Source organism: Terrabacter sp. P5_B1 (assembly GCF_056400505.1).
The window spans coordinates 1-4,940 of the sequence record NZ_JBFULD010000313.1 but is presented as its reverse complement, the minus strand read 5'-3'; the positions used below and the strand labels follow the sequence as shown (position 1 = coordinate 4,940).

7 protein-coding genes are annotated in these 4,940 nt (G+C 70.9%); 4 read left to right on the top strand and 3 right to left on the bottom strand.

Translation table 11 applies throughout. The annotated features are described in order from the left end of the window. Positions 1 to 165 precede the first annotated feature (165 nt). A complete protein-coding gene (gene greA / locus AC1DP0_RS18020) occupies positions 166 to 651 on the bottom strand; it encodes a transcription elongation factor GreA (RefSeq protein WP_478087060.1) in 486 nt (161 codons plus the stop codon). A 199-nt stretch (positions 652 to 850) separates the two neighbouring features. Further along, positions 851 to 1,222 carry a DUF4307 domain-containing protein gene (locus tag AC1DP0_RS18015; protein WP_478087058.1) on the bottom strand — a complete coding sequence of 124 codons (372 nt, stop codon included), beginning with the start codon at positions 1,220 to 1,222 and terminating at the stop codon, positions 851 to 853. Positions 1,223 to 1,421: 199 nt separating this feature from the next. On the opposite strand from AC1DP0_RS18015, the gene mca reads away from it, so the two are divergent. Both mca and AC1DP0_RS18005 read left to right on the top strand, forming a co-directional pair. Continuing rightward, positions 1,422 to 2,456, top strand: coding sequence for a mycothiol conjugate amidase Mca (mca, locus tag AC1DP0_RS18010; RefSeq protein ID WP_478087062.1), 1,035 nt, complete (start codon positions 1,422 to 1,424; stop codon positions 2,454 to 2,456). Beyond that, on the top strand, positions 2,453 to 2,779 hold the full coding sequence (locus AC1DP0_RS18005) for a hypothetical protein (protein WP_478087056.1): 327 nt from the start codon (positions 2,453 to 2,455) through the stop codon (positions 2,777 to 2,779). The genes mca and AC1DP0_RS18005 overlap by 4 nt, the downstream gene beginning before the upstream one ends. A 99-nt stretch (positions 2,780 to 2,878) precedes the next feature. Here AC1DP0_RS18005 and trhA read toward each other — a convergent pair whose 3' ends face one another. Beyond that, positions 2,879 to 3,589: a PAQR family membrane homeostasis protein TrhA gene (gene trhA / locus AC1DP0_RS18000; protein ID WP_478087054.1), complete on the bottom strand. Its 711-nt coding sequence runs from the start codon at positions 3,587 to 3,589 to the stop codon at positions 2,879 to 2,881. A gap of 162 nt (positions 3,590 to 3,751) precedes the next feature. Between trhA and AC1DP0_RS17995 the strand changes: the two genes are divergently transcribed. Continuing rightward, positions 3,752 to 4,513 (top strand): isoprenyl transferase, encoded by a 762-nt coding sequence (locus tag AC1DP0_RS17995; RefSeq protein WP_478087052.1) that lies wholly within the window; start codon positions 3,752 to 3,754, stop codon positions 4,511 to 4,513. Between the two features lie 151 nt (positions 4,514 to 4,664). After that, positions 4,665 to 4,940, top strand: a 276-nt coding sequence (locus tag AC1DP0_RS17990; RefSeq protein WP_478087050.1) for a hypothetical protein, incomplete at its 3' end; no start/stop codon positions are given.

The window sequence follows — 4,940 nt, the reverse complement described above, 5'->3', positions numbered from 1 at the left end:
CTCTCGACGGTGGTGAGGCGGCCACACGTGGCCTCTCGACGGTGGCGAGGCGGCCACACGTGGCCTCTCGACGGTTGGGGAAAGGGGGTGAAGCGAGGGTAGGGGAACGGGCCGGGTCCCCAGGGGCTGGGGAGCCGGCCCGTCTCCGTCAGGCGTTGGCGGTGCTCAGCCGGTGTAGGGCTTCGCGGCCACGATCTTGACCCCGATGGTCTTGCCGTTGGGGGCCTCGTAGCTCGTCTCGTCCCCGACGCTCTTGCCGTTGATGGCAGCGCCCATGGYGGACTTCTCGGAGAAGACCTGCAGGTCGGAACCGTCGGCGATCTCGCGGTTGCCGAGCAGGAAGGTCTCCTCGTCGCCGAAGATCTCGACCGTCACGAGCATGCCGGGCTCGACCACACCGTCATCGGGGGGCGTCTCGCCGATGGTCGCGTTGTGGAGCAGCTCGGTGAGCTGGCGGATGCGGGCCTCCATCTTGCCCTGCTCCTCGCGGGCGGCGTGGTAGCCGCCGTTCTCCTTGAGGTCACCCTCCTCACGGGCCTCCTCGATCTTGCGTGCGATCTCGAGGCGACCTTCGCCCGTGAGCTTGTCGAGCTCCGCCTTGAGGCGGTCATGGGCCTCCTGGGTCAGGAAGCCAGCGGCAGTCTCGGTCACGGTTGTCACTCCTTGGATGAACAGCGCCCACGCGGTGCTCCGCGTGGGCGCCTGCACAAAAAGAAGGGTCCGAACGGCGATGTCGACAACTCATATGCCGGTCGGCGACGGGTCCGGACCCTGGGATGAAGCAACAAGGATAACAAAATGAACGGCGAAGATGCAGTTCACCGCATTTTTTGGTCGGAGCCCGCGCCGATCAGGAGCAGGTCTTGACCTGGCCCGTCACGGCCCGTGACGTCGTGCGCAGGAGTGCCGACTGGGTCGTGGTCTCGTCGGCGCTCGCCGGCACCTGCACCGTGCTCGTGCCGACCGGCGCGAAGTCCCTCGCCAGCGCCTCGACCGTGCACGTGATGGCCCGGCCGCCCGGCCGGTAGACCTCGAAGTCGACGCGCACCTGYTGGTCGCTGACCACCTTGTAGCCCAGCGTCTGCCAGCTCGGCAGGCCGAGGGTCGACGAGAGCCCGAACCAGATGGCGAGGGCGACGCCGGCGAGGATGCCCACCGTGCCGATGACCCACCACTTCAGCTGGCCGGGGGCGGGACGGGGCAGGGTCGGGCGGGACGGCATACGGGGTCCTGGCGGTTCGAGCCCGCGCGTCGAGGGGCGCGGGGGAGTGAGAGGATGGCGGACGGGTCCAGTCTCTCCCATGGCACCACGGGAGCCGCACCGACCCGGGCGCCGGAGGCATCGAGAACCCACGAGCCACCCGCGCCCCCACCGACACTGCAGACGAACAGGGAGCCACGTGGCCGAGGGCATGCGTTTGATGGCGGTGCACGCGCACCCCGACGACGAGTCGAGCAAGGGCGCCGCGACGACGGCCAAGTACGTCGCCGAGGGCGCGTCAGTCCTGGTCGTGTCCTGCACGGGCGGTGAGCGCGGCGACATCCTCAACGAGAAGCTCAAGGACGACCCGCACATCCTGCGCGACATCGCGCAGGTGCGGCGCGACGAGATGAAGGCCGCGCAGGAGGTGCTCGGCTGCGAGCACCAGTGGCTCGGCTTCGTCGACTCCGGTCTGCCCGAGGGCGACCCGCTGCCGCCGCTGCCCGACGGCTGCTTCGCCCTCGAGGACATCGACGTCACCACCGAGGCGCTCGTGCGGGTCATCCGCGCGTGGCGTCCGCACGTCATGACGACCTACGACGAGAAGGGTGGCTACCCCCACCCCGACCACATCATGTGCCACACGGTGTCGATGGCGGCCTTCGAGGCGGCCGGCGACCCGACGCGCTACCCGCACGCCGGTGAGCCCTGGCAGCCGCTCAAGATCTACTACAACGGCGGCTGGTCCAAACCGCGCCTCGAGGCGATCCACGACGCCATGCTCGCCGAGGGCCTCGAGAGCCCGTATGCCGAGTGGCTGGCCAACTGGAAGCCGCGCCGTTCGGGCCTCCCCACCACGACGATCGCCTGCGCCGACCACTTCGAGACGCGTGACCGGGCGCTCATCGCGCACGCGACGCAGGTCGACCCGGACGGGTTCTGGTTCCAGGTGCCGCTCGAGATCCAGAAGCGGGTCTGGGGCGTCGAGGAGTTCGAGGCCGCACTGTCGTACGTGCCGATCGTGGACGGCGAGGACGACCTCTTCGCCGGCCTCGGCTCGCCCGCGGAGGCCGACGCGCTCGCGACCAGCCCTGACCGCGTGCTCGTCCACGACGGGCGCATGACCGAGGAGCCGGAGGTCGAGGAGGGCGAGGAGGGCGAGCAGGTGTCCGGACGCGCCCGTGGCGACAGCTCCGAGACGCACGCCGACGAGGACGACAGCGAGCTCGGGTCCGAGAAAGTGCGCGCCCGATGAGCGGCGGCGGCAACCTCCCGGTCGGCCCCGGCATCTGGGGCTTCGTGGCGTTCTTCGTGCTCGCGGTGGCGCTGTGGTTCCTCGTGCGCAACATGAACAACCGCCTGCGCCGGATGGCCTACCGCGACCGGGAGCGCGCCGAGGAGTTCGCGGCGAAGTCCGACGTGGACGGGTCCACAGCGGCCGCCCCCGAGCCCGGGTCCGGCGCGGCGTCCGACACCGCATCTGACACCGGCCGCCGCCCCGACGAGGACGCCACCGGTGCCGCGTCCGGGCGGACGGATGACGACTCCAGACCGGACGGCGAGGACCCGCGCCGCTGAGACGCAGGGGACGGCATACGCCCTCGGACACGACGAACGCCCCGGCACGAGGCCGGGGCGTTCGTCATGTCCCACGGGTGCGGGACGACGTCGGGTTGCTCAGGTGACGGCCTGGTAGCCGATGACCGCGAGCGTCACGGCCGCGAAGTGGGTGAGGAAGCCGCCCAGCGTGAAGGCGTGGAAGACCTCGTGGAAGCCGAACCACCGCGGCCACGGGTTGGGCCGCTTCGTGCCGTAGACGATGCCGCCCGCGGTGTAGAGCAGACCGCCGAGGCCGATCAGCGAGCCGATGAGCGGGCCCCCCTGGCGCCAGAACGGGACGACGTAGAAGATCGCGGCCCAGCCGAGGGCGAGGTAGAGCGCGGTGTAGAGCCAGCGCGGCGCGCTGACCCAGAAGACGCGGAAGAGCACTCCGGCGACGGCGGCGCCCCAGATGACCGAGAGCAGCAGTCGGGCCTGGCCGGTGGGCAGCAGGGTCACCGCGAACGGGGTGTAGGTGCCCGCGATGATGAGGTAGATGTTCGAGTGGTCGAAGCGCTTGAGCAGAACCGACATCTTCGGACCCCACGTGCCGCGGTGGTAGACCGCGGAGACGCCGAAGAGCAGGGCCGCGCTGATCGTGAAGACGATKGAGGCCGTGCGCACCGACCCGGGCTGCGAGACGACCACGAGGACCAGGCCGCCGACGAGCGCGACGGGGAACATCGCCAGGTGCAGCCAGCCGCGCAGGCGGGGCTTGACGCTCGCGACGAGGTCGGCGATCGGAGCGCTCACCGTCTCCGCGGGGGTGGGGTCGGGACCTGTGCTCATGCCTGGAGTCTAACCTACGCAACCGTAAGTTACGGAAGCGTAGGTTGGGGCTCCCGCGCCGCCGTGAGCGCCCACGGGACGGGGGGTACGGTGGGACCGCGGTCGCCCTCGGGCTGCCCAGACCTGACCGACGATGACCGAGCGAGTCGACGAGGAGGCCCCGTGGGGTGGCGCGATGTGGTCTACGGCGCGTACGAGCGCCGAGTCCTCAAGGACCTCCCCAAGGAGACGCTCCCGCGCCACGTGGCCGTCATGCTCGACGGCAACCGCCGCTGGGCGCGCGCCCGCGGGGCGGGCACGGCGAGCGGCCACCAGGCCGGCGCCGACAAGATCGAGGAGCTGCTCGAGTGGTGCCGTGACGCCGGCGTCGAGTACGTCACGCTCTGGCTGCTCTCCACCGACAACCTGCGCCGCGCCGAGGAGGAGCTCGCCCCCCTCCTGAAGATCATCGAGACGGCCGTCGGCGACCTCGCCGAGTCGGGTCACTGGCAGCTCAAGATCGTCGGTGCCCTCGACCTGCTCCCGCCGGAGACCGCCGCGAGCCTCAGTGCCTCGGCGGAGCGCACCCGGGACGTCGACGGGATGACCGTCAACGTCGCCGTCGGCTACGGCGGTCGGCGCGAGATCGCCGACGCCGTCCGCGACCTGCTGCTCGACCGTGCCGCCGCCGGCGAGTCGATCGAGCAGATCGCCGCCGGCCTCACGGTCGAGGACATCGCCGAGCACCTCTACACCAAGGGGCAGCCCGACCCCGACCTCGTCATCCGCACGTCCGGCGAGCAGCGGCTCGGGGGCTTCCTGCTCTGGCAGAGCGCGACGTCGGAGTTCTACTTCTGCGAGGCCTACTGGCCGGACTTCCGTCACGTCGACTTCCTGCGGGCCCTCAGGGCGTATGCCGGCCGGCACCGTCGCTTCGGAGGCTGAGCGGGCGGGTGCCGAGGCCGGGCCGGGCGTAGGGGAGTGCTCCCCATTGTCCGGGTTGGCCGGGTTGCGTAGGTTGCGGGTGGGCCGAGACGCCTGGGCACGCACAGTCGTGCGTCACGAGCACGGTGACGACGTCAGGGGAGAACGACAGATGGCGATCTACAAGAAGGGTGCCGATCCGGTGGCCCTGCGCGCGTCCGCCGAGCGCATCACGGGCCACGCCCGCGAGTGCGACACCGTCAAGGGTGAGGCGAGCCGAGCCGTCCACGCCCTCAAGGGCCAGTGGGGCGGCGCCGACCTCGACCACCTGATGAACCGCTGGCCGCCGGTGGAGGCCCAGCTCACCCAGTTCGGCACCGACCTCGGCAAGCTCGCCGAGGCGCTGCGGCGCAACGCCGCGGCGCAGGACACGACGAGCGGGCAGGGC

Bases quoted from the DNA above. Each gene is read 5' to 3' on its own strand.
- mca (WP_478087062.1), top strand. From the start codon at position 1,422: ATGGCGGTGCACGCGCACCCCGACGACGAGTCGAGCAAGGGCGCCGCG.
- AC1DP0_RS18005 (WP_478087056.1), top strand. From the start codon at position 2,453: ATGAGCGGCGGCGGCAACCTCCCGGTCGGCCCCGGCATCTGGGGCTTC.